Below are 4,213 nucleotides of genomic sequence, written 5' to 3'. Positions count from 1 at the left end.
TCCCGGACAAGCGCCTGGATGATGCCTTCCGCAGCTTCAGTCTCATAGCCGAGGAACTCGGTGGCGCCGGCCTTCTCGCGCACCGAGAACCAGATGGTCTCGGTGGCGGCGTCGCCGGACCCGGCCCAATGCTTGCGCGCCTCGGCCTTCTGCTGCTCCATCGCGTTGGTGAAGCCGGCAATATCGACCGAGATGCTGCGCTGGCGCAGTGCGTCCTGCGTCAGGTCGAGCGGGAAGCCATAGGTGTCGTAGAGCTTGAAGGCCGTCTCGCCATCCAGCATGTCGCCGGCATGCAGCGTTTCGGTCGCCTCGGAAAGCAGGCCGAGGCCGCGCACCAGCGTCTTGCGAAACCTGGTCTCCTCGAGCTTCAGCGTCTCGGTGATCAATTGTTCGCCGCGCAGCAGTTCCGGATAGGCCTGGCCCATTTCGCGCACCAGCGCCGGCACCAGCTTCCACATCAGCGGTTCGTTGGCACCGAGCAGCTGTGCATGGCGCATGGCGCGGCGCATGATGCGGCGCAGGACGTAGCCCCTGCCTTCGTTCGAGGGCAGCACGCCATCGGCGACCAGGAAGGAGGACGAGCGCAGATGATCGGCAATGACCCGGTAGGAGGCGACCGTCTCCTTGTCGGGACCATGCCCGATCGCGGACGAGGCCGCGTCGATCAGGTGACGGAACAGATCGGTCTCGAAGACGCTTTCCACCCCTTGCAGGATGGACGCCATGCGCTCCAGGCCCATGCCGGTGTCGATCGAGGGGCGCGGCAGGTCGATGCGCTCCTCCTTCGTCACCTGTTCATACTGCATGAACACCAGGTTCCAGAATTCCAGGAAACGGTCGCCATCCTCCTCCGGGCTGCCGGGAGGGCCGCCCCAGATGTGCTCGCCGCGGTCGATGAAGATCTCCGAGCACGGCCCGCAGGGTCCGGTGTCGCCCATCGCCCAGAAATTGTCCGAGGTCGCGATGCGAATGATGCGGTCGTCGGAAAAACCGGCGATCTTCTTCCAGAAGCCGGCCGCCTCGTCATCCGTGTGATAGACGGTGACCAGCAGCTTGTCCTTGCTCAGCCCGAATTCCCTGGTGATCAAGTTCCAGGCAAGCTCGATGGCGCGCTCCTTGAAATAGTCGCCGAAGGAGAAGTTGCCGAGCATCTCGAAGAAGGTCAGATGACGCGCGGTGTAGCCGACATTGTCGAGATCGTTGTGCTTGCCGCCGGCGCGAACGCTCTTCTGGGCGGTCGAGGCGCGCGAATAGGGCCGCTTCTCCAGGCCGGTGAAGACGTTCTTGAACTGTACCATGCCGGCGTTGGTGAACATCAGCGTCGGGTCGTTGCGCGGCACCAGCGGACTCGACGCGACGATCTCGTGACCCTCCTTGCGGAAGTAGTCGAGAAATGTCGACCGGATTTCGTTCACGCCACTCATGAATGCTGCCTTTTCGGAAGGGCCGCCGGCAAACCGGCGGAAATGGGCTCTGCGTTTTAGAAGATTAGGACTTGGCCTTTTAGCCGCCGCGCTTCACCCTGTCCAGAAACACGGAATTGGTCCAATCCACGGCCTTTGCCGGTCGTTCGAACCGGCCTGTTTTCGCCGCCGAAACGCAAAACCGCCGGCACTGGGCCGGCGGTTTCAAAACGCATTAACGCGGAACTCGATTACTTAAGCCCGAGATAATAGAATGCGATTATGGCCGAACTCCGGCCGACCTCGCGAGTTGTCACATCGCGCCGGATTCCTCCTCGAACCCGTCGTCGCCACCTTCGGAGCCGCCATTCTCAAGGAACTTTTCGGCGATCAGCCCGGCATTCTGTCGGAGCGCCAGCTCGATCTCGCGTGCGGTGTCGGGATTGTCGCGCAGGAACAGTTTGGCATTCTCGCGGCCTTGGCCGAGACGCTGCGAATTGTAGGAGAACCAGGCGCCCGACTTCTCGACCACGCCGGCCTTGACGCCGAGATCGACCAGTTCGCCGGTCTTGGACACGCCTTCACCATACATGATGTCGAACTCGACCACCTTGAAGGGCGGCGCCAGCTTGTTCTTGACCACCTTGACGCGGGTCTGGTTGCCGACGACTTCGTCGCGGTCCTTGACCGAGCCGATGCGGCGGATGTCGAGGCGCACCGATGCGTAGAATTTCAGCGCGTTGCCGCCGGTCGTCGTCTCGGGCGAACCGAACATGACGCCGATCTTCATGCGGATCTGGTTGATGAAGATGACCATGGTGTTGGAGCGCGAGATCGAGGCGGTCAGCTTGCGCAGCGCCTGGCTCATCAGGCGGGCCTGCAGGCCGGGCAGCGAATCACCCATCTCGCCTTCGATTTCGGCACGTGGCGTCAGCGCCGCGACCGAATCGACCACCAGCACGTCGATGGCGCCGGAGCGCACCAGCGTGTCGCAGATTTCCAGCGCCTGCTCACCGGTGTCGGGCTGCGAAATCAGCAGGTTTTCGAGATCGACGCCAAGCTTGCGGGCATAGACCGGGTCAAGCGCGTGCTCGGCATCGACGAAGGCGCAGATGCCGCCCTTCTTCTGGGCTTCGGCCACGGTGTGCAGGGCCAGCGTCGTCTTGCCCGAGCTTTCCGGCCCGTAGATCTCGATGATGCGGCCGCGCGGCAGGCCACCGACGCCAAGCGCGATGTCGAGGCCAAGCGAGCCGGTCGGCACCGTTTCGATCTCGACGACCTGCTCGTTGGCGCCGAGCCGCATGATCGAGCCCTTGCCGAAAGCCCGCTCGATCTGCGACAGCGCCGCATCCAGAGCCTTTGATTTGTCCACTGCCTTGTCCTCTACCAGCCGCAAAGAATTCTGAGCCATGATACATCACCCCTTGGTCGTCAATGAAGGCCGGACAATCCGTAATCCCTGCCTATTTGTACCTTTTTTGTTCTCATTTGGCAAGAGGGATCAAATATCTGAAAAACAAGCATTATCCGGATTTGTTCTTTTTTTGTCCAAGGATTCGATCAGGAATGCACCGCACGTTGGGCCAGACGGCTCGGTTGTTTCGACCTGCCGAATCGCCGCCTTGCATGCGAAGCTCGGTCGCACAGCCTAGCGCTTGTGCGGCTGGAATAACAAAGGTCATATCGCCGGCATGCTGAAATCCGCGAAAATACTGGCCGTAGGCGGCGCCCATATCGACCGGCGCGGCCAGGTGTCCGGCGCCTACGTGCCCGCCGCCTCCAATCCGGGCACAATGCGCGAGGATGTCGGCGGCGGCGTCTTCAACGCCTTGCGCAGTGCCGTGCGGCGCGGCGTCTCCGCGTCGCTGATGTCGGTTCGCGGCGGCGATGCCGCTGCCGACACCGTTTCGCGAGCCATTGCCGGGGCAGGCATTACCGACCTGTCGGCGGTCTTCCTCGACCGCACGACGCCGAGCTACACGGCGCTGATCGACAGCGAAGGCGAGCTGATCGTCGGCTTTGCCGACATGGCGCTCTATGATTTGGCGTTTCCCAAGCAGATCAGGCGCTCCAGGGTGCGGGAGGTGATCGCCGCCGCAGATGCCGTCTTCTGCGACGCCAATCTTCCGACGACGGCGCTGGAACGGCTGGTCGCGCTCGCCGCGGGCAAGCCGGTTTTCGCGATTGCCATTTCGCCGGCCAAGGTGGTGCGGTTGCTACCGGTGCTGAAGGAGCTTTCGCTGGTCTTCATGAACCGGCGCGAGGCCATGGCGCTGGCCGGCGTCGCCGCGAATGCCACGGAGCGCGAGGTGGTCGACGGGTTGCGATGCAGCGGCCTCGTCAGCGGCGTGGTGACGGCAGGCGGCGGGCCCATGCTGGGCTTCGATGAAGCCGGCGCCTTCTCTATCCTGCCGCCGCCACCAAGAAAGGTCGCCGACGTCACCGGCGCCGGCGATGCGCTGGCGGGCGCAACGGTCGCAGCCCTGCTGCGAGGACTGCCGCTGCGGGCAGCTCTGCGCGAAGGCATTGCCGGGGCGACGCTTGCCATCGAAAGCGCCGCCGCCGTTCCGGAGTTCACCGCGGCGAGCTTCGCGGAAGCGTTGGTCCTTGTGCCGGATGCCAGGGAAGTGGCATGAGACCGGCGAATTCATAGTGCCGCGATGTTGCCGAGCGTCCGACGGACGCGCCGCATTCCGGATAGGAGACCTTGATGACCCCTGAGACCGCCCGCCCCTTCATCGACATCCACGCGCCGGTGGCGCAGGCCCTGGCCGACGGCCGGCCGGTGGTGGCGCTGGAAAGCACCATCA

Annotated in this window: 3 protein-coding genes and 1 pseudogene; 2 read left to right on the top strand and 2 right to left on the bottom strand. The window is 63.6% G+C overall.

What is annotated here, in order from left to right; all coding sequences use genetic code 11:
• On the bottom strand, positions 1 to 1,424 hold a 1,424-nt coding region (gene alaS / locus EN991_RS25645; protein ID WP_127369809.1), incomplete at its 3' end, for an alanine--tRNA ligase.
• Positions 1,425 to 1,716: 292 nt separating this feature from the next.
• Positions 1,717 to 2,814 carry a recombinase RecA gene (recA, locus tag EN991_RS25640; RefSeq protein WP_013532151.1) on the bottom strand — a complete coding sequence of 366 codons (1,098 nt, stop codon included), beginning with the start codon at positions 2,812 to 2,814 and terminating at the stop codon, positions 1,717 to 1,719.
• 280 nt (positions 2,815 to 3,094) lie between these two features.
• On the opposite strand from recA, the gene EN991_RS25635 reads away from it, so the two are divergent.
• Both EN991_RS25635 and EN991_RS41115 read left to right on the top strand, forming a co-directional pair.
• Positions 3,095 to 4,039 carry a carbohydrate kinase family protein gene (locus EN991_RS25635; RefSeq protein WP_024504568.1) on the top strand — a complete coding sequence of 315 codons (945 nt, stop codon included), beginning with the start codon at positions 3,095 to 3,097 and terminating at the stop codon, positions 4,037 to 4,039.
• Positions 4,040 to 4,113: 74 nt separating this feature from the next.
• Positions 4,114 to 4,213, top strand: a pseudogene (locus EN991_RS41115) (pseudouridine-5-phosphate glycosidase); the annotation flags it as partial.

The sequence above is a fragment of the Mesorhizobium sp. M7A.F.Ca.US.005.03.2.1 genome (assembly GCF_003997795.1).
GTDB classification, from domain to species: domain Bacteria; phylum Pseudomonadota; class Alphaproteobacteria; order Rhizobiales; family Rhizobiaceae; genus Mesorhizobium; species Mesorhizobium ciceri.
The sequence above is the reverse complement of the archived record's forward strand: the minus strand, read 5'-3'. Positions and strand labels throughout refer to the sequence as shown.

What these genes read in the sequence shown, in the direction of transcription:
- recA (WP_013532151.1), bottom strand. Translation starts at nt 2,814, where the DNA reads ATGGCTCAGAATTCTTTGCGGCTGGTAGAGGACAAGGCAGTGGACAAA.
- EN991_RS25635 (WP_024504568.1), top strand. Translation starts at nt 3,095, where the DNA reads ATGCTGAAATCCGCGAAAATACTGGCCGTAGGCGGCGCCCATATCGAC.